Origin of the sequence: Enterocloster sp. 210928-DFI.2.20 (assembly GCF_020554465.1) — a bacterium.
Lineage (GTDB): Bacteria > Bacillota > Clostridia > Lachnospirales > Lachnospiraceae > Enterocloster > Enterocloster bolteae.
Window position 1 is genome coordinate 13,708 of sequence record NZ_JAJCHK010000035.1, and the last position, 21,743, is coordinate 35,450.

The window sequence follows — 21,743 nt, forward strand, 5'->3', positions numbered from 1 at the left end:
GTAAAAAGGGAGATTAGATAAATGACAGACATGGATAATAAGGTTCTGGTAAACGTTGCGCCGGTATCGGCAGAGGACAAGGTCATCATACCGGAGAAGATAGCGGAGGATGTATATAAGTGTTATAAGGCAGGGGCTGCCATGGTGCACCTTCATGTAAGAGACAGGGAAGGCCGGCTGACGCCGGATATGTCCCTGTTAGAGGAGACGCTGGCCATGATTCGCCGGGATTCGGACATCATCATCGAGGTGTCCACGGGCGGGGTATCGGACCTGAACATACGGGAGCGCTGCGCCCCTCTGTATTCTGAGCTGGTGGAAGCCTGCTCCCTGAACGTGGGATCCACTAATCTGGGAAAGGCTGTGTACTGCAATCCCATAGACGACGTGGAGTACTGTATCCGGGAAATACTGAAACAGAAAAAGACTCCGGAGGTGGAGACGTTTGAAATAGGCCACACCTGGACCATGGCCCGGCTGATGGAGAAGTATGACTTCGCGGATCCGGTTCTGTTCAGTGTGGTGCTGGGCCATGAGGGAGAAGCCCCGGCAACGCCCCAGGCCCTGGCTGCCATGATACAGATGATTCCTTCCAATGCCGTGTGGGGCATTACACAGGCCCACAGAAAGGATTTTTCGCTGCTGGCCGGTGCCCTGGGCATGGGAGCCAGGACCGTAAGAATTGGATTTGAGGACAGCAATTATCTGGACGCACAGACCCAGGTAACATCCAACGCCCCCCTTGTGGAAAAGACAGTGAAGCTTCTCAGGGCCATGGATAAAGAGCCCATGCTGCCGGATGAGGCAAGGGAGCTGTTTCGCATTGGAAGATAAGAGAGAGGAGAACAGACCATGTTGAATGCATCTGTATTAGACCAGTATCCCGGGGTGGACACCGACGCCGTGCAGGCTCTGCTGGAAGAAAAATGCCGGCAGGACAGACATAAAATCATAGTCCTGGACGATGATCCCACCGGCGTGCAGACGGTCCATGATGTTTCCGTGTATACGGATTGGTCCTATGACAGTATTAAGAAAGGCTTTGAAGAGGACGGGAAGCTGTTCTACATACTGACGAATTCCAGGGGATTTACCGTGGAACAGACCACCAGGGCCCACCTGGAAATCGGGGAAACCGCGGCAAAGGTGTCGGAGGAAACCGGAATTGACTATGTGATTGTCAGCAGGGGAGATTCCACACTGAGGGGACATTACCCTCTGGAGACAGAGCTGCTGGCCCGGGCAGAGGAAAAGCACAGGGGCCGGGCTGTTGACGGGGAAATCATTTGTCCCTATTTTAAGGAGGGCGGGCGTTTTACCATCGGCAATGTGCACTATGTAAAGTATGGAAATGAGCTGATACCTGCCGGGGAGACAGAATTTGCAGAGGATAAGACCTTTGGGTACCATTGCTCCAATCTAAAGGAATATGTGGAGGAAAAGACAGGGGGAAGATATCCGGCCCGGGAAGTGCTGGATGTTTCCCTGGAGGAGCTTCGCAGCCTGGATTATGCCGCCATTACAGATAAACTGCTGGCGCTCCATGATTTTGGGAAAATCGTGGTGAACGCAGTGGATGCCTGCGACCTGAAGGTGTTCTGCATTGCCCTTTATGACGCCATGAACCAGGGGCGCAGGTTTATGTTCCGCACAGCCGCAGGCTTTGTGAAGGAATTCGGGGCCATCCGTGAGAGACCCCTTCTGTCCAGGGAAGAGATGGTGCAGGAAAACTGCGGTACAGGCGGAATCATAGTGGTGGGATCCCATACAAAAAAAACAACCAGCCAGCTGGAGGCTTTAAAAACCGTTGAGGGAATCAGGTTCATTGAGTTTAATTCCGATTTGGTCCTGGACGAGGAAAAATTCCAGGAGGAAATCAGTTCTGTGATAAGCCAGGAAGAGGAGCTGATTGGCCGTGGGGTGACGGTCGCCGTATATACCAGGAGGAAGCTGCTGTCCCTGGAACATGACAGTCCTGAGGAGGCATTGGTGCGGTCGGTCAGGATTTCCGACGCAGTCCAGTCACTGGTGGGCAGGCTGAAGGTGAGGCCGGCATTTGTGGTGGCTAAGGGCGGCATCACCTCCAGCGATGTGGGAACCAAGGCTTTGCAGGTAAAGCATGCAGCGGTCCTGGGACAGATCCGCCCCGGCATACCGGTATGGCGCACAGGTCCGGAGAGCCGTTTTCCGGGAACGCCTTATATCATATTCCCCGGTAATGTGGGGGAAGTGGAGACGCTTAAGGAGGCGGTGGAGATATTGTTGGGGTAAATCCTGCATTGGCCCCCGGTTTCCTGGCTGAAGTACAATTTTTGTGGTGCGGGAGACAAAGATAAGCTATAATAGGGAGTACAGAGGACTTCATATATCAGAAACAGAATGCTGTTTTGGCAGGGAAATTGTGCCGGAACAGCATTGTATTGAAAAAAATGCAATTTCCCGGACAGAGGATTTTATCTGTGGGAAGCTGAATTGACATATTGGCAGAAACGTGCAGAACCGGATATTTGTAGAAAAAGTACCGCGTATATCCTGTGTATGTATGGCATGAGAGCATTGGTATTTGCATCCGAAGAGTCTGAAACTGAAGACCGGAGAATCTGGAAACCGAGGTATGGGACATGGCGAAACCGTTTGAATTTAATATAAAGAAGCTATATGCGGATTTACGGCCTTCGGAACAGAAGGTGGCGGACTATTATCTGGGATATGCGGGACAGTTGGAGGAGCTTTCCCTGGTTCCCATGGCAAAGGCAGCGGGAGTCAGCCAGCCCACGGTCATGAGATTTGTGAAGGCCCTGGGTTTCGGGGGCTTCCGGGAATTTAAGTATGCGGTGCTGAAGGCAGCCTCCGGCAGAGGCAATATGGAAGCGGATGCAAAGGCGGACAGCCGGGCGGACGGGTCCGGCGGGGCTGTGCCGCCTCCTCTGGTCTGCGGTTATGGCATATCAGAGGAGGACAGGCCGGAGGAGGTTCCGGGCCAGGTGATTACCAGGACGATTTCCTATCTGGACGATGCGCTTAAACATATTTCACCTTCGGAAATCATCAAAGCCGCCGGGATGATTTGCAGCGCCGGACAGGTGGCTGTATATTATGTGGAAAACTCAGCCACGGTTGCCAATGACCTGGTGACTAAGCTTCTGTATCTGGGGATTAACTGTGTGACCTATAACGACGTCTATCTTCAGCAGATCAGCGCAGGAAACCTTGGGGAGCAGGATGTGGCAATCGGTATTTCGTACTCAGGTACATCAAAGAGCACAGTGGATGTGATGAAGCTTGCAAAGCGGAAGGGAGCTTCCACCATTGTGCTGACGAATTACGATGATGTGCTGATTGGAAAATATGCGGATATCATGTTGTGCACCGGCAACCGGCAGCAGCTCTACGGCAATGCCATTTTCTCCAGGACATCCCAGATTGCGGTGGTAGATATGATTTACACAGGGATCATTCTCCGGGACTATCCAAAATACACCAAAAAGCTGGACGAAAGCAGCCGTATTGTGCGGAACCAGACGTACTAGAGCGGGTCTGCTGCTCCATCAGGCAGTGCCGGGCGGACAGAAGGTTTGTAGAAAATCTACAAGCCTTCTTTTTTTGCGCCGGAACGGGTTTACACGGGCTTTACACAAGAATTACAGGAATTTTGTTGAGTTTACGTCTGCCGTTGTGTTTTAATTTGACTGTCCGTTAGGGACAAACGAGTAACGGCACAATTACAGCAAGGGGCAATTTTTGAAAGGAGCATATTATATGCTGGAACTGAACAAAATCAGGAAATCTTACGATGGGGTTACAATTTTAGATAACATCAGCCTGTCTATTGAGAGTGGAGAAATTCTGTCCATTCTGGGACCATCCGGCTGCGGCAAGACAACGCTTCTTAACCTGATTCTGGGTATTACAGATGCAGACAGCGGTGAAATATGGTTTGAAGGCCGCAACATCACCCGTGTTCCCATGGAGGAACGGGGATTCAACATTGTGTTTCAGGATTACGCACTGTTCCCTAATTTAAATGTATATAAAAATATTACCTACGGACTGCGGAACAAACCTGACATTTCCACCGGACAGGAGGTGCAGGAGCTCATTGATCTTCTGGGGCTGAGGGAACATCTGGCCAAGGGAATTGACCAGCTCTCCGGCGGCCAGAAGCAGCGTGTGGCCCTGGCCAGAACCATGGTGATGAAGCCCAGGATACTTCTGTTAGATGAGCCGTTAAGCGCTCTGGACGGTGTGATTAAAGAGTCCATCAAGGAGAAGATCAAGGAAATTGCCAGGGAGTTTAAGCTGACAACCATTATTGTAACCCATGACCCGGAGGAGGCGCTGACCTTGTCGGACAAGGTGCTGATTGTCAATGAGGGGAACATTGCCCAGTTCGGCAGGCCGGAGGAAATCATAGGACAGCCCGCAGACAGCTTTGTAAAGAATTTTATTTTAAATCAGCTTGAGGTCAAGAGAAATAATATTTTCACTCTGTTCAGCCGGGAAATGACACGGAGCAGCAGTCAGAGAATCAGCTGCACAGCATGAAAGCGTGAGGACAAAGAAATCTATGATAAAGACTAAAGAGAGGGAGCTCAAACAGATTTACGCAATGGTAGTCATTGTTTTCCTGGTATTTCTTCTGATTCCCATTGTACTGCTTCTGGGAAAATCCTTTGAAGGAGGAGGCAGCATCAGCCTTGAGCACTACGCGGATGTGGCGGGAGGAAAGGGATTTGCGGCTGCCTTTGGCCGGAGCATCTTTGTATCCTGTGTCAGTGCAGTGCTGACCACAGCGTTGGCTTTTGTGCTGGCCTATACCATACATTATACCAATGTGCCGGAAGGCCTAAAAAAATTCATACGCCTGGCGGCAGTGGTACCCATGCTTCTTCCCACCATTACATACGGATTTGCCATTATCTATTCCTTTGGCAGGCAGGGGTTTATCACAGGAATGATAGGGCATCAGATGTTTGAGATTTACGGCTTTTGCGGACTGCTTCTGGGATATGTTATCTACACGCTGCCTATCTCATTTATGCTGATACTGAACACCATGAGTTTTATTGATAAGAAGTTCATGATTGTCTCAAGGATTATGGGGGACAGCCCGTTAAAGACTTTTTTGGGAACAGTTATCAGGCCTCTGCTCGGCACCCTGGCCGCTTCCTTCGTTCAATGCTTTTTTCTGTGTTTTACGGATTTTGGGATACCGGCTTCTGTAGGCGGACAGTATGATGTGGTGGCAACAGTGCTCTACAATGAAATGCTGGGTAGTGTACCGGATTTTAACAGAGGGGCTGTGGTGGCTATGTTTATGCTGGTTCCGTCGGTGGTGAGCATTTCCCTGCTCCAGTTTCTGGAACGGTTTAATATACGCTACAGCAAGGTCTCCGGCATAGAGCTGAGAAAGGGGAGAATCCGCGACATATGCTGCGGGGCGGCGTCCGTACTCATTCTGGCTTCGGTACTGTGTATATTTGCGGTAATTTTCGTAGTGCCTATGGTGGAGGAATGGCCCTACAGGAGGCAGTTTACCACGGAGCATATAAAAACTGTGTTTACGGATTCCAGACTGCTTTCTGTGTATAAGAACTCCATCCTGGTATCCATTTGTACGGCGCTCACCGGTTCACTGGTGGCATACGCAGCTGCGCTGGCCACGGCCCGCAGCCAGTTAAGCAGCCGGCTTAAATCTGTTATTGAGAGCATTGCCCTGGTCACGAACACCATTCCGGGCATGGTAATCGGTATTGCATTTTTATTTACATTTTCCGGGACGCCCATTCAGAATACCTTTTTCATCATAGTGATTTGTAATGTGGTGCATTTCTTTTCCACCCCCTATCTGATGATGAAGAGCTCCCTGGCAAAGATGAATGCGTCCTGGGAGACCACAGCCCTTTTAATGGGGGACAGCTGGCTTAAGACCATTGTCCGCGTGGTGACGCCCAATGCGGTAAGCACCCTTCTGGAAGTGTTCAGCTATTATTTTGTCAATGCCATGGTGACTGTCAGCGCTGTTATTTTCATAGCAGGAGCCAGGACCATGGTCATTACCACGAAAATTAAGGAACTGCAGTATTACACAAAGTTTAATGAGATTTTTGTGCTGTCACTGCTGATTCTCATAACGAACCTGGCGGCAAAGGGACTGTTCGGATATCTGGCAGGAGGCCGCTGCAAAAACAAAAGGAGAAAAACAATCATGAAGAATTGGAAAAAAGCTGCTGTCATGGGATGTCTGGCCGCTGTTCTGGCTGCCGCTGCCGCCGTAACCGGCTGTCAAAAGAAAGAAGCCCAGGTCATTATCTACTCCAACGCAGATGACGAAGCCGTGGAGGCAATGAAGCATGCTCTGGACGGAAACGGATACGGGGGAAAATATTTATTCCAGACCTTTGGCACCTCGGAGCTGGGAGGCAAATTGCTGGCAGAAGGGACGGATATCGAGGCTGACCTGGTGACCATGAGTTCCTTCTATCTGGAGAGCGCCCAGGAACAGAATCACATGTTCCTTGATTTGACTTTTGACGCAAAACCCCTGGAGAAATATCCGGCCTACTACAGCCCGGTTACCAGACAGGAGGGAGCTATTATTCTTAACACTGAGATGATGAAGGAACATCAGCTTCCAACGCCGTCCAGTATTAAAGATCTGGTAAATCCCGCGTACGCTGATTTGATTTCCGTTACAGATATAAAGAGTTCTTCCACTGCGTGGCTTTTAATGCAGGCCATTGTCAGCGAATACGGAGAGGACGGGGCAAAGGAGGTTCTCAGCGGAATCTATCAAAATGCAGGCCCCCATATTGAAAGCTCGGGCTCTGCACCCCTGAAAAAAGTACGTGCCGGCGAGGTGGCCGTCGGTTTCGGCCTGCGTCACCAGGCAGTTGCGGATAAGGCAGAAGGGCTTCCTGTTGATTATGTGGATCCCACCGAGGGAAATTTTTCTCTGACTGAGTCCGCGGCTGTCATTGACAAGGGAGATAAGACAAATAAGCTGGCCATGGAAATGGCGGAGTGTATTATCAAAAACGGCCGTCAGGAGCTGCTGACCACCTATCCCCTTCCAATCTATGAGGGTGAAACCAGCAATTCAAAGAACCAGTCCGCTTATCCCAGGGTGTTTCCGGAAAAGCTGACCGTGGACTTGCTGAAAAAGCATCAGGAGCTGTCTGAAAGCTGCAAATAGGGAAAAAATCCTCCGGCAAAAAGGCTGCTAAGAGAGGCTGCGGGAAATAAAGTGAAGCATTAAAAATAGAGAAAGATAAGACAAGGAGAAAATTAGGTATGCCGAATTATAAACTGTTGACCCCGGGTCCGCTGACCACTACGGACACTGTAAAAAAAGAGATGATGTTTGACCACTGCACCTGGGATGAGGATTACAAAAAGATTACCCAGGAAATCCGCTCAGGGCTGCTTAAGCTGGCCCGCGTTTCTGAAGATACCTATACCTGCGTGCTGATGCAGGGCAGCGGTACGTTTGGGGTGGAGTCTGTGCTTACCAGCTCTGTGGGGGCGGATGACAGGCTGCTGATTGCCTCAAACGGTGCGTATGGAGAACGTATGGCGGATATAGCAGAACATGCCGGTCTTTCTTATATTCTTTACAGCGAGACCTATGACCAGGTTCCGTCCGCGGATAAAATTCAGAAGCTGCTCAATGAGCATCCGGAGATTACCCATGTTTCCATGGTACACAGTGAGACCACATCGGGAATCCTGAATGACATTGCTTCTGTGGCAGGCGTGGTAAAGGCGTCAGGGCGCACTTTTATCGTGGACGCCATGTCCAGCTTCGGCGGCGTGGATATCCCGGCGGAAGAGCTGGGAATTGATTTTATCATAAGCAGCGCAAACAAATGCATCCAGGGTGTTCCGGGATTTTCCTTTATCATTTGCAGGCGGGACTGCCTGGCTGCATGTGAGGGAAAGGCTAAAAGCCTGTCCCTGGATTTATATGACCAGTGGAAGACAATGGAGAAGGACGGGAAATGGCGTTTTACCTCCCCAACCCATGTGGTTCTGGCATTTGCCCAGGCAATGCGGGAGATGGAAGCAGAGGGCGGAATTGAGGCCAGACATCAGCGCTATACTTCCAATAACAGGCTGCTGATTGAGCTGATGGCTGAGATGGGGATTCGTCCTTATATTGACAGCCGGCATCAGGGACCAATCATTACCACCTTCTTCTACCCTGAAAACCATGCGTTTTCTTTTGACGAGATGTATCACTATATCAAGGAGCGGGGATATGCCATTTATCCGGGAAAGGTGACGGATGCGGATACGTTCCGAATCGGCAATATTGGGGAAATCTACGAGGAAGATATCCGCAGGCTGTGTGCAATCATTGGTGAGTTCCTGAACAAAAAGATACAAAAGCGTGAAAAAAGCCATACAGCCTTTGATGCGGTGATATTTGACTGGGCAGGCACCACGGTGGACTATGGATGTTTTGCGCCGGTCCAGGCATTCATGGATGCGTTTGAGGAATTTGGAATTGTTCCCACCATGGACGAGGTCAGGGCTCCTATGGGAATGCTGAAAATTGACCATGTGCGCACCATGCTTCAGATGGAGCGCCTTACAGCGGAGTGGGAACGGATATACGGCCGTCCGTTTACAGAAGAGGATGTGTACCAGGTGTATCAGTTAAGCGAGAAGAAAATTCTGGAGAACGTTCCCAGGTTTACAGATGTAAAGCCCTATGTAACTGAAACCGTGGAAACGCTTCGGGGGATGGGAATAAAAATCGGCTCCACAACCGGCTATACCGATGAGATGATGGAGATTGTTGCCGCGGCCGCAGCAACAAAGGGATATAAGCCGGACTGCTGGTTCAGCCCGGACTCCGTGGACCGCAAGGGCAGACCCAATCCCTATATGATATTCAGAAACATGCAGTTTCTGGGGCTCACGGATGTAAGACGGGTCATGAAAGTGGGCGATACGGTATCAGATATCAGAGAAGGTAAAAATGCAGGGCTGTTTACAGTTGGAGTAATTGAGGGAAGCTCTGCCATGGGACTGTCCAGGGAGGAATTTAAGGCGCTTTCCCCAAAGGAAAAGGAAGAACGCAGCCGGAAGGTAAGGCAGATGTACTTGGAAGCCGGCGCGGACGCAGTGGTCACGGATATACGTGGCGTGCTGGAATATATTTAAAAGCTGCACTCTGCCGGCCGGCACAGGACAGTCCGCCTGAGGCGGACATGCGCGGACGGAAAATATTCCTGCCGGAAAACGTACAGGGTGTGCTAATCCCGGGATTTTCTGCATATGATGTAAAAAAATCCTCAGGAGACTCATTTTGAAGGAGTATATTGAAGAACGTGCGGTAGCCATCGCCAATTACATCATAGACCACAATGCCACGGTAAGGCAGACGGCGAAGAAGTTTGGAATAAGCAAATCCACGGTACATAAGGATGTAACTGACAGGCTTGAGCACATCAATCCCACCTTGGCGGCCCAGGCCAGAATCGTGCTGGATGTGAATAAGTCAGAGCGCCATATCCGGGGAGGGCTGGCTACCAGGGAGAAGTACCAGCACAGGCTGGCAATCTGCAGCAAGCAGGAGGACTAAGAAAGTACGGGAGAGAAGCCGGCACCGGGCCGATAAGCCGCAGATGAGAGAGCAATAGGAAAAGAGAAAACCGCAGTTTTCAGATGGAAACAGTCTTATCTGAAAATTGCGGTTTTGGTATTTCATTCAATCCTATCTTCCCACAGAATCGTATTCATCACAGATTTCTTTGGATGGCGCTTCAGTCATCAGCGACACGGCCACAATGGCAATGCAGGCCACGATGAAGGCGGGAAGCAGTTCATAGATGTTCCAGGCGCCGCCTAAGGGGCGCACGCCGTATTTCCACACAAATACCATGACACCTCCGCAAATCATGCCTGCCAGGGCGCCGTTCAGATTGCTGCGTTTCCAGAACAGGGCAAAGAGCATCACCGGGCCAAAGGACGCGCCGAAACCGGCCCAGGCAAAGGATACGATGGTAAATACGGAGCTGTCCGGATTCCAGGCCAGCAGGATGGCTACCAGGGCAATGCCCACTACGGTAAGACGGGCAGCTGTCATGGACGCTTTTGTATCCATTTTAATCTTCAGGAAATCCTGGAGCAGGTTCTGGGATACGCCTGAGGCGGCTGTCAGCAGCTGGGAGTCAGCCGTGGACATGGTACAGGCCAGGATTCCTGCCAGAACCACTCCGGCCACAACAGACAGCAGGATTCCGTGGCGTCCCAGCAAATCCGCCAGACGGATGATAACGGTCTCGGATTCAGAGCTGGATGAAAACATGGGGATCCCGCCTGCCACAGAGGCGCCGTATCCGATGATGCCGATCAGGATGGCCACAAACATGGAGATGACAACCCAGATGGACGCAATCCGCCGCGACGTCTTAAGCTTATCCTCATGGCTGATGGCCATGAAGCGCAGAAGGATATGGGGCATTCCAAAATACCCTAATCCCCATGCCAGGGTGGACAGTATGGTTATGAAGCCATAGGGGGATGCTGTGTTGTCAGCCATGTTGTGGACATGGGTCATGCTCAGGTATCCTGCCAGGGAACGGGCGTTGTCTGTCACGGCGTCCCAGCCGCCGGCTACATGGATGCCGAAGAATACAATGATAACCAGCGCAATGCTCATGACGATGCTCTGAATCAGGTCCGTGGTGGATACTGCCATAAAGCCTCCCATGACCGTGTAACCGATAATAACCACTGCGCCTGCTATCATTGCAGCGTGATAGTTCACGCCGAACAGGCTGTTGAACAGGGTTCCCACTGCCTTGAATCCGGAGGCGGTGTAGGGAATAAAGAAAATCAGAATTACGATGGCGGCAATACACATCAGTATGTTCCTGTCATCCCGGTAACGGCGGGAGAAAAAGTCCGGTATGGTAATGGCCCCGCACGCTACGGAATAGCGGCGCAGGCGCTTGGCAACAATCAGCCAGTTGAGATATGTACCAACAGCCAGACCAATGGCGGTCCAGCCTGCATCCGCGATGCCGGTCAGGTATGCAACTCCCGGCAGACCCATGAGAAGCCAGCTGCTCATATCCGAAGCTTCGGCGCTCATGGCGGTTACCAGCGCCCCAAGTTTGCGGCCTCCCAGATAGAATTCGTCGGCAGAATCACCGCCGCCCTTTTTGCTGAAATAAAAACCTACATATACCATGGCTGCCAGATACACGATGATGGCTGCCAGGATTCCTATTTGTCCAGTACTCATTTTTACCCTCCTGTTATGCGTTCCTTTGCGGAAAACGGACATAATGCTGACATTATAGCATGGGGTTAAGGGGAACGCAATACAGAACGAAGTATAGACTACATACTAGACTAATTATTAAAAAATATAAATAAAACAACGTATTTATAATAAAAATAGACTAGACGATACTTGAAAAATATATAAGAAAAATTTTTTATACATATAAAGGCTTCATCTCCGGTCTCCTGCAATCATCCCCGCCGCGGCAGGAAATGGCTCAGGAACGCAGGCATGACTGAGGCGCTGTACCTGCGCAGGGAGTATTCGCCGGCGCACAGACACCAGTCGTATAACAGGGCGCGTTCTGACAGGGCGTAAAGCTTAACCATCTCATTGACACTGGTTTCGGCATTCAGCTCGCCGGATTCCTGGCCCTGGGCGATGATTCTGCGGAGCAGCTTATAGTAGGTGCGGTTGTGGTCCAGCAGGTGCTTTTCACCGCTGGTTACCAGCTGGGTGGAGAGCAGGCGGGCCAGCAGGTCCAGGGATATGCTGTTTTCAATCATGCCGAAGAGCTCGCTGTTTAGAAAGAGAAGTTTGTCCATGGCCGACATTTCCGGTGTAAGGGTATCCATGAGTTCTTCGTATTTTTCATCAAAGAGCAGGCTCAGCGTGCTCAAAAGAGCATCCTTTCCGTCGAAATAGTGGTAAAAGGATCCCTTGGATGTATGGGAGAGTTCTATGATTTCCTCCACTGTGGTATCTTCATAGCCCTGTTCATAGAACAGCTGCCATGCTGCATTTACAATCTTTCCGCGGGTGTTGCGGGCATTTTTCTTGGCCATGTATGTACATCTCCTTGTGTTGGTTTATTCCTATTTTATAACTTAACACAGTTTTGTGGGATTCGCAATGCGGCCTGAGAGTGTTTTTGCATGTATGAATTCCGGCTGAGGTTATGGCTGATATGCAGGAATTGTATAGTATATTTGCAAGGAACCCATTGATTTTGAGGATTAATACGATTATAATTGTGTTCAAAATACATCTTATATCTACCCGAATGGAGGAACAGACTATGGAAAAGAAAGACCTGGACTGGGGAAATATCGGATTTTCCTATATGCCGACGGACAAGCGCTATGTGGCGAATTATAAAGACGGAGCATGGGACGAGGGCGGGATGACCTCTGACCCCAATGTGGTGATTAATGAATGCGCGGGCATCCTTCAGTACTGCCAGGAGATTTTTGAAGGACTTAAGGCTTATACCACTGAGGATGGAAGCATTGTCACGTTCCGCCCTGATCTGAACGCGGAGCGTATGATGGATTCGGCCAGGAGGCTGGAGATGCCGCCCTTCCCGAAGGAGCGATTCCTGGAGGCAGTGGACCAGGTGGTGAAGGCCAATGCAGCCTGGGTACCTCCATTCGGAAGCGGAGCCACCCTCTACCTCAGGCCCTATATGTTTGCCACAGGCCCTGTCATTGGCGTTAAGCCCTCCCAGGAGTACCAGTTCAGGCTTTTTGGAACGCCTGTAGGCCCTTACTTTAAGGGCGGAGCCAAACCTCTGACTCTTTGCGTCAGCGATTTTGACCGGGCAGCGCCCAACGGTACAGGCCACGTAAAGGCCGGACTGAACTACGCCATGAGCCTTCACGCGTCTGTCACGGCCCATGCCGCCGGATATGACGAGAACGTGTTCCTGGATCCCGGTACCAGAACCTATATTGAGGAGACGGGCGGAGCCAATTTCCTGTTTGTCACCAAGGACGGCGAGGTGGTGACACCTAAGTCTGATTCCATCCTTCCATCCATCACAAGACGCTCTCTTGTGTACGTGGCAGAGCATTATCTGGGCCTTAAGGTAACCCAGAGGCCTGTGAAGCTTTCTGAACTGGATGAGTTCGCAGAGTGCGGACTGTGCGGAACAGCAGCCGTTATCTCCCCGGTGGGCAGGATTGTGGACCACGGAAAGGAAATCTGCTTCCCAAGCGGCATGGACGCCATGGGACCTGTTACCAAGAAGCTGTATGATACCCTTACAGGCATTCAGATGGGAACCATCGAAGCGCCTGAGGGATGGATCCGCAAAATCGTATAACACCATATAATATCGGTTTGACTATTATAAAGTCAGAATATACGCAAACATGTGTTTAAACGCATAATCAGGGCCTCCCGGAATATATTGATAGTAATTGTATCATATATTCCGGGAGGTTTTAACATGAAAGGAACTATTAAGGGTAAAGTGTACCTTGGGCTCATGATGCTGTTTGCCATGACCCTGTGGCTGGCCGGCTGCTCCGCGTCAAAGGACAGCGGGGATAAGGTCAGGGACCTGGATTTCACAGTGGCAGGCGATATGGATGTGCCGGATGAGCTTAAGAATCTGATTGCTGAAAAACAGCAGCAGCCGTTTAAGCTCACATACAGTGATGAACAGAATCTGTACATAGCGGTGGGATACGGCGTACAGCCCACAGGCGGCTACAGCATCAGCGTCAATGAGCTCTATCTGACCGACAACTCTATTGTGGTAAATACGGAGCTTAAGGGCCCAGAAAAGGGGGAGAATGCCGGTGCGGAACAGTCTTTTCCATATATTGTAATCAGGACAGAGTATCTGGAAAATCCTGTGGTATTCCAGTAGCATAACCGGGCCGGGGGGAGGCAAAAGCCTGAAAAGAGGTATGAAACAGGGCGCAAACTGTAAAAAGCTCTTTTTAATTTGAATATCATATGCTATACTATACGATATTTAATCTTTTTAGGAAAATGTCGTATTACCGTAGCGTTGTATTAACTTGTTAAAGAAAGGCTGGAGTAAATATGATATTCAAGGACATATGGCTTGACATAAAGGCCGTACAGGAACGTGACCCCGCTGCCCGCAACGCCCTGGAGGTATTTCTTCTGTACCAGGGAATCCACGCCCTTATATGGCACCGGTTTGCCCACTGGTTCTATAATCACAGGATGTTTTTTGTGGCCAGGCTGATTTCACAGATTGCCCGTTTTTTCACCCTTATCGAGATTCATCCCGGCGCCCGGCTGGGCCGGGGCATCCTGATTGACCATGGATGCGGAGTGGTTATCGGAGAGACCGCAGTGGTGGGCGATAACTGCACCATTTACCAGGGGGTTACCCTGGGCGGCGTGGGAACCAAGAAGGGCAAACGCCATCCCACCCTGGGCAACAATGTGATGGTAGGAGCAGGCGCCAAGATTCTGGGCGCCTTTGAGGTGGGGGATAACTGCTCCATTGCAGCCAATGCAGTTTTGCTGAAGCCGCTGGAGGACAATGTGACCGCCGTGGGCATACCTGCCCGTCCAATCAAAAAGGATGGGGTTACCATACCAAAGGAAAAGAAAAGCCTGACGCTGGAGGAATACGAGACAATGAAACGGCGGATGGAACAGATGGAGAAGGAGATTGATTTCCTTAAGGGCGCCTTAAAAGAGGCCCGGTCTGAAAAATAACCTACCCAGGAGAAGATACACGGCAAATGAAACAGGAAGCACCCCATGTAAATATAGAGCGGAGCATCATAAAACAGTTCCGCAAGGAAATATGGCGCCCCTTTGTGAAGGGGCTTCAGGATTATGAGATGATAAAGGACGGCGACAAGGTGGCTGTCTGTATATCCGGCGGAAAGGATTCCATGCTTCTGGCCAAATGCCTCCAGCAGTTAAAGCGGCAGAGCCGGACGGATTTTGAGCTGGAGTTCATTGTCATGGATCCCGGATACAATCCGGACAACAGGAAGCTGATTGAAGATAATGCAGCCCTTATGAATATACCGGTGCGCATCTTTGACTCGGATATATTTGACATTGTGGTGGACGTGGAGCAGTCCCCCTGCTACCTGTGCGCCAGAATGAGAAGAGGGTATCTGTACGCCCATGCCAGGGAGCTGGGGTGCAATAAGATAGCACTGGGACATCATTTTGACGATGTGATTGAGACTATTCTTATGGGAATCCTTTACGGAGGCCAGATTAATACCATGATGCCCAAGCTTCACAGCACGAATTTCCAGGGCATGGAATTAATCCGTCCCCTGTACTATGTAAAGGAAGAGGATATACTGGACTGGAAGGATTACAACGGTCTGCATTTCCTCCAGTGTGCCTGCCGGTTTACGGAGCGGATTGCAAAGGAACAGGCTGCAAGGGGCATGGCAGGGGAGGCGGCTGATATCGTGCACACCTCCAAGCGCCAGGAGATGAAGGAGCTTATCCGCTCCCTCAGAAAGACCAGCCCCTTCATAGACGCCAATATCATGAAAAGCGTGGAGAACATCAACCTGGATGCCTGCCTTGGCTATGTGAAGGACGGGGTGCGCCGCCACTTTATGGACGAATACGATGAAAGATAGAAAAAGAGCATAAATCACCTGCTGCCCGCATAGATTTTTCTAAAAGACTATGAGAGATGGCAGGTGTTTTTTATGGAATTGATAAAGAAGCAGATACATATGAACCAATGGAAGGGCAACGTGACCACGCAGATTACCCTGGACGATGACTTTATTGTACCGGATACCCTGGATGATATGGAGCAGGTCATGCTGGACACCGGCGAAATACAGATTGAGACAGTGAAGAACCAGGGGGATAAGGTGGCGGTAAAGGGGAAGCTGGAATTCCAGGTGCTGTACCGCAAGGAGAGCGGCGGGCTCCAGACCCTGGGCGGCAATATTCCCTTTGAGGAGGTTGTCAATGTCCAGGGCCTGGAGGAAAAGGATTACGTGGGGCTTAACTGGATGTTGGAAGACCTGAACACGGATATGATTAATTCCAGGAAGCTGGGAGTCCAGGCCATCATTACCCTTCAGGTGCGGGTGGAGACCCTGAGGGACGTGGAAGCTGCTGTGGATGTGGACATGGAAAATAACAGCCGTCCCGCAGGGGCCGGCATGTCTGACACGGACGGAGCGGGACAGGTGCAGGTGGAGACGCTTAAGCGCACGGCCAACGCGGCTGCCATTGCTGTCAGGCGCAAGGATACATACCGGATTAAGGAGGAACTGAGCCTTACCGGAGGCAAGCCCAACATAGGCCAGCTGTTATGGCGGGAAATGAAGCTGCGGGACGTGACCGCTAAACCACTGGACGGAAGGCTCCATCTGGACGGCGAACTCAGTGTTTTTGTTATTTACGGGGCAGAGGATGAAAATATGCCTGTCCAGTGGCTGGAGGAGACCATACCATTTTCAGGGGACATGGAAATGGGTGATGTGAAGGAGGACCAAATCCCCATGGTGACAGTGCGCCTGGCCCATAAGGACATGGAAGCCAAGCCTGATTACGACGGGGAAATGCGGGAAATGGATGTGGACGCGGTGCTGGAGCTGGATATCAAGCTCTACGAGGAGGAGGAGGTCGAGCTTTTAAGCGATATGTACTCCAACAACCGGGAGATAGAGCTGAACCGTTCAGACGCCTGTTTTGACCAGATACTGACCAGGAATGTGTGCAAATCCAAGGTGGCAGAGAAGCTGAGTCTGCCCCAGGCTGAGCGGATTCTCCAGATTTGCCACAACGAGGGCACCATCAAACTGGATGAGGTGGAAATCGGGGATGACTGCCTGGAGATTGACGGTGTGCTGGAAGTGACCCTTTTATATCTCACCAGCGATGACACGTCACCGGTCCAGTCCTCTGTGGAGCAGGTGCCCTTCCACTGCGTGGCGGAGGCCAGAGGAATCCGGGAGGACAGCGTGTACCAGCTGGATGCAGGGCTGGAACAGCTCAGCGCCGTGATGATGGGCGGGGACATGGTGGAAGTGAAGGCAGTGATTGCCCTGGACTTTCTGGTTCTGCAGCCGGTGTGCGAACCGGTGATTACAGGGGCAGCCATCCATCCCATGGATCTGCAGAAGCTCCAGGAGCTGCCGGGAATCGTGGGATACATCGTACAGCCGGGAGACAGCCTGTGGGAAATCGCAAAAAAATTCCATACAACAGTGGGCAATATCATATCCACCAACGAGCTGGCGGACGACCAGGTGAAACCGGGGCAGAGGCTGCTGCTGGTGAAAGAGATTGCCCAGGGACTGTAAGGGAGGTTCCTGCCGGAAGAGGCCGGCGGTTTTGGAAAAATGAGGTCCGGAAAGTGAAAGAGATCTGGAAACAAGACGGCTTCCAGGTCTTTTTCCTGTGATGCAAAAAAACTGTTATAGAACCCGGTTTTATGGTATACTATCAGAAGTTAAATGAAAAGAAGGTGCTATGCTATGGAATTGGAATTTAAGCCGGTGGTGGCCGGGGATATAGACAGGCTTCGGCCTTTTTACGGGCTGAGGCCCAATAAAACATGTGACAGTGTGTTTCTGGACAGTTTTTTGTGGAAGGACTATTATCATGTACAGTGCGCGGTGAGCGAGGGAAGAGCTGTTTTGTGGCTTATGGAAAAGGACGGCCAGGTTTCCACGGCCATGCCTCTGTGCAGGGAGGAGGACCTGCCTTACTTTTTTCAGCAGATGGTGGATTATTTTTCGGGTGTGCTTCACAAGCCTTTTTATATCTCCCTGGCCGATGAGGAAGCGGTACAGTGCCTGAACCTGGATCCGGCCCTTTTTGAGGTGGAGGAACAGGTGGATTTAAAGGACTACCTCTACAGCGGCGAGGAGCTGAGAAAGCTGGAGGGAAAGAAGTTTGTCAAGAAGAGAAACCACCTGAACGGCTTTAAGCGCACCTATGAAGGCCGGTATGAGTACAGGCGTCTGTGCTGCTCCGACCGTCATGAGGTGTGGCAGTTTATGGAGCGCTGGAGGCAGCACAAGGAGGAAGTGGGCGCCATGGAGCTGTCCCTGGATTATGAGGTGGCAGGGATCCACGATATACTTAAAAACTGTTCCAGCCTCTACGTGAGGATGGCCGGGGTATATATCGACGGCCAGCTGGAGGCGTTTACCATTGGAAGCCTGAATGTGCGTGAGAATATGGCTGTCATTCATATTGAGAAGGCCAACCCTGAAATCAGAGGTCTGTACCAGTTTATCAACCAGCAGTTCCTAATCAATGAATTTCCTGAGGCTGAACTGGTGAACAGGGAGGACGATGTGGGCATGGAGGGACTGAGAAAGGCCAAGATGAGCTATTGTCCCATTGGATTTGCTAGAAAATATATGGTGAGGGAACGATGATCCGGTATTTGGAGAAAAGTGAGTTCGGGGCGTGCAGGCCCCTTTGGCAGGAAGCGTTTCCGGAGGATTCCCGGGAATTTGCAGACTATTATTTTGATAAAAAAATACTACAGAGCTCCGTACTAGTGAAGGAGGACGGCACAGGCCGTATCGTCACCATGGCCCATATGAACCCATACAGGATCAATATGGGAAAGAAGATGTGGAAGCTGGATTATATCGTGGGCGTGGCTACGGCTGCCGACAGCCGCCACCGCGGACATATGAGGGATGTGCTCATGAAGATGCTGGGGGACATGCATCAGGACAGGAAGCCCTTCTGCTACCTCATGCCGGCCTCGCCGGATATCTACAGGCCCTTTGGGTTCCGGTATATATTTGACCAGCCTCAGTACAGACTGGGATCTGAGGCAAAGGAATGCCTTCAGAGGCGGGAACTTCGGCTGGACGGAAATCTCTGTTCCTCGCTGGCCGGATGGATGAACCACTGGCTCTCCTCCAGGTACCAGGTCTATGCGTTGCGCGACCGGGATTATATGGAGATGCTTCAGTCGGAGTTAGACAGCGAGGCGGGAAGCGTATATGGATGGTATGATGTGTCGGGGTCATTGCAGGCGTTCCAGGCCTTTTGGGGGCGTGAGAAGCAGGAGCAGAGGTTCCTGTATGCGGGCAGGGACAGATGGCTGGAACCGGCCAGCGGCCAGCATGCGCCCAGACCGGCAATCATGGCCCGCATTACCGATGTGCGCTCCTTTATGGAGGCCATTGTCCTGGATGAAGGGTGTCCCTGTCCTGCCATGGATGTGATGGTCAATATCCATGACCCGCTGATACCGGGCAACAGCGGTTTGTGGAGATGGAAAATTGACGGAAACGGATCCTCCCTTACAAAGAAAGGGGTATCCCTGCCAAAGATTCATACCGGGGAATGCGCAGAGGAGCCGGATTATCCGGGGACGCTGGTTTCCACAGAGGTTTTGGATATTACCATAGAACAGCTGGCATCCTGGCTGTTTGGATACAGCGCCCTGGAGGAGCTGGCAGAGGGGGAACAAAATGGAGTGCCTTTCTGGTGCGCATATGTGCAGGTCCTGGACGGCGTGTATCTGGATGAGGTGGTGTAGATAAGGCTATAGATAAGGCTGCAAGATAAGGCTTATAGATAAGTCTATAGATAAGGCATGGGTTGCAGAGGCAGGAAGGGGTAATGTTATGAACGAAAAATGGCAGCAGTTAAAGGAATGGATTGGCGGCAGTGATAACATTGTGTTCTTTGGCGGAGCCGGAGTATCCACGGAAAGCGGGATTCCGGATTTCCGCAGTGTGGACGGGCTCTATAACCAGCAGTATAAGTACCCGCCTGAGACCATCATAAGCCATAGCTTTTATATGCGGTATCCGGAGGAATTCTACCGATTTTATAAGGACAGGATGCTGTTTACCGATGCTGTCCCAAACCAGGCCCACAAGGCCCTGGCCCGGCTGGAGGAGAGGGGGAAGCTTAAGGCGGTCATTACCCAGAACATTGACGGCCTCCACCAGATGGCGGGAAGCAGGGAGGTGCTGGAGCTTCACGGCAGTGTACATAGGAATTACTGTACCAGATGCGGACAGTTTTATGATCTGGACTACGTTGTAAAGAGCGATGGCGTGCCTCATTGCAGCTGCGGCGGTGTGATTAAACCCGACGTGGTCCTGTATGAGGAAGGGCTGGATGACAGGACACTGCAGAAATCCGTGGACTATATCAGACATGCGGACATACTCATCATAGGAGGGACATCCCTGGTGGTGTATCCTGCGGCAGGACTGATTGACTACTACAGAGGCCATAAACTGGTGCTCATCAATAAAGCGGCCACCTCAAGGGATTCCCAGGCGGATCTGGTTATCAGCGATCCGATTGGAGAGGTCCTTGGGACTGTGGTTGATTAGGAAAGGAAGGTATCACAGATGTATCAGGCGGCAGAGAACAGATACGGCAGCATGGAATATAAACGCAGCGGCAGAAGCGGTGTCCTGCTTCCAAGAATATCCCTGGGACTGTGGCAGAATTTTGGACTGGAAAAGAGCCTGGAGGAACAGGAGGCTGTTCTTTTCAGGGCATTTGATATGGGTATCACCCATTTTGACCTGGCAAATAACTATGGATTTCCGGCGGTGGGAAAGGCGGAGGAAAATTTTGGTTCCGCTCTCCGGGACGGTCTGGGAAGGTACAGGGATGAGCTGTTTATCTCCACAAAGGCAGGGTTTGATTTCTGGCCGGGACCATACGGCAACTGGGGATCGAGGAAGTACCTTATGGCCAGTCTGGATTCCAGCCTAAAGCGTATGGGACTGGAGTACGTGGATGTATTTTACCATCACCGTCCTGACCCTGAGACACCCCTGGAGGAGACCATGGGTGCCCTGTCAGACATGGTGCGCCAGGGAAAAGCGCTGTATGTGGGGATTTCCAATTATCAGGCAGAGGAAGCAGAGGCAGCCATCCGCATACTGAGGGAGAACAAAACCCCCTGTCTGCTTCACCAGCCGCGGTACAATATGTTCGAGCGCTGGGCGGAGGACGGCCTTTTCGAGCTTCTGGACCGTGAGGGCGTGGGCTGCATATGCTACAGCCCCCTGGCACAGGGCGCCCTGACGGGCAGATATCTGGATGGGATACCGGAAGGATCCAGGGCTTCAAAGGAAGGGACCACTGTGGGCGGCAGATATCTGACAGAGGACAAGCTGGTAAAAATCAGGGCTCTGAACAAAATGGCAGGGGAGCGCGGACAGTCCCTGGCCCAGATGGCCCTGGCCTGGGTGCTTCGCAGGAAGGAAGTCACCAGCGTTCTCATAGGGGCCAGCAGTATTGCCCAGCTGGAGGATAACGCAAAGGCCCTTGACAGCCCGGCATTCAGCTGTGAAGAGCTGGCTGACATAGAAGGCATACTGAAAGGGTGACAGGCAGCGGCCAGACCCATATACAGAAATGGAGATATGGCATGAATGAAAAGTTGAATTATGAAGTAGGGGACATAGTAAAGCTCAAAAAGACCCATCCCTGCGGCAGCAGCCAGTGGGAAATCCTCAGGGTGGGAGCTGATTTCCGGCTTAAATGCATGGGGTGCGGACATCAAATCATGATTGCCCGCAGGCTGGTGGAGAAAAATACCAGAGGACTTACCAAGGCAAAAGAGGATTCCTAAGCAGCCGCCCCCTGGAGATACCGCGAAATCCGTCATAAAAATGAAAGAAAACAAAAAAACATCTTGCATTTGTCCAGGGAATTTGTTAAAATAATACTCCGTGACATATTATATCCTTGCTCCTGTTACTGAAAGCAGGGGCCAGAGACCACA

General features: G+C 51.2%; 19 protein-coding genes. 17 read left to right on the forward strand and 2 right to left on the reverse strand.

Annotated features, from left to right (window positions below):
* Positions 1–21 precede the first annotated feature (21 nt).
* From LI015_RS23110 to spoIIID, 7 genes are all read left to right on the forward strand, one after another.
* On the forward strand, positions 22–834 hold the full coding sequence (locus tag LI015_RS23110; protein WP_002568403.1) for a 3-keto-5-aminohexanoate cleavage protein: 813 nt from the start codon (positions 22–24) through the stop codon (positions 832–834).
* A gap of 18 nt (positions 835–852) precedes the next feature.
* Positions 853–2,271: a four-carbon acid sugar kinase family protein gene (locus tag LI015_RS23115; protein WP_227126465.1), complete on the forward strand. Its 1,419-nt coding sequence runs from the start codon at positions 853–855 to the stop codon at positions 2,269–2,271.
* A gap of 350 nt (positions 2,272–2,621) precedes the next feature.
* On the forward strand, positions 2,622–3,530 hold the full coding sequence (locus tag LI015_RS23120; protein ID WP_002568401.1) for a MurR/RpiR family transcriptional regulator: 909 nt from the start codon (positions 2,622–2,624) through the stop codon (positions 3,528–3,530).
* A gap of 229 nt (positions 3,531–3,759) precedes the next feature.
* The gene (locus LI015_RS23125; RefSeq protein WP_021895430.1) at positions 3,760–4,545 is read left to right on the forward strand and encodes an ABC transporter ATP-binding protein; all 786 of its coding nucleotides are present in this window, start codon (positions 3,760–3,762) and stop codon (positions 4,543–4,545) included.
* 22 nt (positions 4,546–4,567) lie between these two features.
* Positions 4,568–7,195, forward strand: a complete 2,628-nt coding sequence (locus tag LI015_RS23130) for an extracellular solute-binding protein (RefSeq protein ID WP_227126466.1) — start codon at positions 4,568–4,570, stop codon at positions 7,193–7,195.
* Positions 7,196–7,293: 98 nt separating this feature from the next.
* Positions 7,294–9,171: a 2-aminoethylphosphonate--pyruvate transaminase gene (gene phnW, locus LI015_RS28415; protein WP_002568398.1), complete on the forward strand. Its 1,878-nt coding sequence runs from the start codon at positions 7,294–7,296 to the stop codon at positions 9,169–9,171.
* 145 nt (positions 9,172–9,316) lie between these two features.
* On the forward strand, positions 9,317–9,592 hold the full coding sequence (gene spoIIID / locus LI015_RS23145; RefSeq protein WP_002568397.1) for a sporulation transcriptional regulator SpoIIID: 276 nt from the start codon (positions 9,317–9,319) through the stop codon (positions 9,590–9,592).
* A gap of 132 nt (positions 9,593–9,724) precedes the next feature.
* Here spoIIID and LI015_RS23150 read toward each other — a convergent pair whose 3' ends face one another.
* Both LI015_RS23150 and LI015_RS23155 read right to left on the reverse strand, forming a co-directional pair.
* The gene (locus tag LI015_RS23150; RefSeq protein WP_002568396.1) at positions 9,725–11,260 is read right to left on the reverse strand and encodes a sodium/proline symporter; all 1,536 of its coding nucleotides are present in this window, start codon (positions 11,258–11,260) and stop codon (positions 9,725–9,727) included.
* 233 nt (positions 11,261–11,493) lie between these two features.
* Positions 11,494–12,087, reverse strand: a complete 594-nt coding sequence (locus LI015_RS23155) for a TetR/AcrR family transcriptional regulator (RefSeq protein WP_002570329.1) — start codon at positions 12,085–12,087, stop codon at positions 11,494–11,496.
* Positions 12,088–12,305: 218 nt separating this feature from the next.
* Between LI015_RS23155 and LI015_RS23160 the strand changes: the two genes are divergently transcribed.
* From LI015_RS23160 to LI015_RS23205, 10 genes are all read left to right on the forward strand, one after another.
* A complete protein-coding gene (locus LI015_RS23160) occupies positions 12,306–13,346 on the forward strand; it encodes a branched-chain amino acid aminotransferase (protein WP_080548717.1) in 1,041 nt (346 codons plus the stop codon).
* A 126-nt stretch (positions 13,347–13,472) separates the two neighbouring features.
* Positions 13,473–13,898: a protease complex subunit PrcB family protein gene (locus LI015_RS23165; RefSeq protein WP_002568393.1), complete on the forward strand. Its 426-nt coding sequence runs from the start codon at positions 13,473–13,475 to the stop codon at positions 13,896–13,898.
* A gap of 179 nt (positions 13,899–14,077) precedes the next feature.
* Complete coding sequence (gene cysE / locus LI015_RS23170; RefSeq protein WP_002568392.1) at positions 14,078–14,728, forward strand: serine O-acetyltransferase; 651 nt, start codon at positions 14,078–14,080, stop codon at positions 14,726–14,728.
* A 26-nt stretch (positions 14,729–14,754) separates the two neighbouring features.
* A complete protein-coding gene (locus LI015_RS23175) occupies positions 14,755–15,627 on the forward strand; it encodes a tRNA 2-thiocytidine(32) synthetase TtcA (protein WP_002570327.1) in 873 nt (290 codons plus the stop codon).
* Between the two features lie 72 nt (positions 15,628–15,699).
* On the forward strand, positions 15,700–17,313 hold the full coding sequence (locus tag LI015_RS23180; protein ID WP_002568390.1) for a DUF3794 and LysM peptidoglycan-binding domain-containing protein: 1,614 nt from the start codon (positions 15,700–15,702) through the stop codon (positions 17,311–17,313).
* A 174-nt stretch (positions 17,314–17,487) separates the two neighbouring features.
* Positions 17,488–18,399 carry a DUF2156 domain-containing protein gene (locus LI015_RS23185; RefSeq protein ID WP_002568389.1) on the forward strand — a complete coding sequence of 304 codons (912 nt, stop codon included), beginning with the start codon at positions 17,488–17,490 and terminating at the stop codon, positions 18,397–18,399.
* On the forward strand, positions 18,396–19,523 hold the full coding sequence (locus LI015_RS23190) for a GNAT family N-acetyltransferase (RefSeq protein ID WP_227126467.1): 1,128 nt from the start codon (positions 18,396–18,398) through the stop codon (positions 19,521–19,523). Before LI015_RS23185 ends, LI015_RS23190 begins: the two co-directional genes overlap by 4 nt.
* Before the next feature lie 88 nt (positions 19,524–19,611).
* Positions 19,612–20,334 (forward strand): NAD-dependent protein deacylase, encoded by a 723-nt coding sequence (locus LI015_RS23195; protein ID WP_002568387.1) that lies wholly within the window; start codon positions 19,612–19,614, stop codon positions 20,332–20,334.
* Between the two features lie 18 nt (positions 20,335–20,352).
* Positions 20,353–21,345: an aldo/keto reductase gene (locus tag LI015_RS23200; RefSeq protein WP_002568386.1), complete on the forward strand. Its 993-nt coding sequence runs from the start codon at positions 20,353–20,355 to the stop codon at positions 21,343–21,345.
* Positions 21,346–21,386: 41 nt separating this feature from the next.
* Complete coding sequence (locus tag LI015_RS23205; RefSeq protein WP_002577390.1) at positions 21,387–21,590, forward strand: DUF951 domain-containing protein; 204 nt, start codon at positions 21,387–21,389, stop codon at positions 21,588–21,590.
* Positions 21,591–21,743 lie beyond the last annotated feature (153 nt).